The 651-nt window shown below is 71.6% G+C and carries 1 protein-coding gene; it reads right to left on the reverse strand.

What is annotated here, in order from left to right:
* Positions 1-651 (reverse strand): DEAD/DEAH box helicase (locus CQZ88_RS22490; protein WP_146034360.1); only part of this gene is annotated, 651 nt, incomplete at both ends.

Genomic DNA, 651 nt, shown 5'->3' on the forward strand with positions numbered 1-651 from the left:
GGCGATGCGCGACGTACCGCACGAGGTTCTCGTCGATCGCACCGGTGGTGGGGGAGAACAGGTCGAACAGCCGGCCCCCGGCGAGCACGTGCTGGTGCAGCGGAACCGGCCGGGTCTCCTCGACGACGACGGTGGTCGCGCCGCGGACCCGGCCCAGCCAGGCACCGAACTCCTCGGCGTTGCTGACCGTCGCGGACAGGCTCACCAGGCGCACGGTGCCGGGTAGATAGAGGATGGCCTCCTCCCACACCGCGCCGCGCTCGCGGTCGGCGAGGTAGTGGACCTCGTCCATCACGACGTGGGTGAGCCCGTCGAGCAGGGGCGAGCGGCCGTGCAGCATGCTGCGCAGCACCTCGGTCGTCATGACGACCACGGGTGCGTGCGGGTCGACCGAGACGTCTCCGGTGAGCAGGCCGACCCGCTCGTCCCCGAGTTGCGCGGCGAGGTCGGCGTGCTTCTGGTTGCTCAGGGCCTTGATGGGCGTCGTGTAGAAGCACTTGCCGCCGGCGGCGAGCGCCAGGTGCACCGCGAACTCGCCGACGATCGTCTTGCCGGCGCCGGTGGGGGCACAGACGAGCACGTCCCGGCCCTCGTCGAGAGCGCGACAGGCGCGGACCTGGAAGTCGTCGAGCGTGAAGCCGAGTCCCGCGG

The sequence above is a fragment of the Rhodococcus sp. ENV425 genome (genome assembly GCF_002887785.1).
Lineage (GTDB): Bacteria > Actinomycetota > Actinomycetes > Mycobacteriales > Mycobacteriaceae > Rhodococcus > Rhodococcus aetherivorans.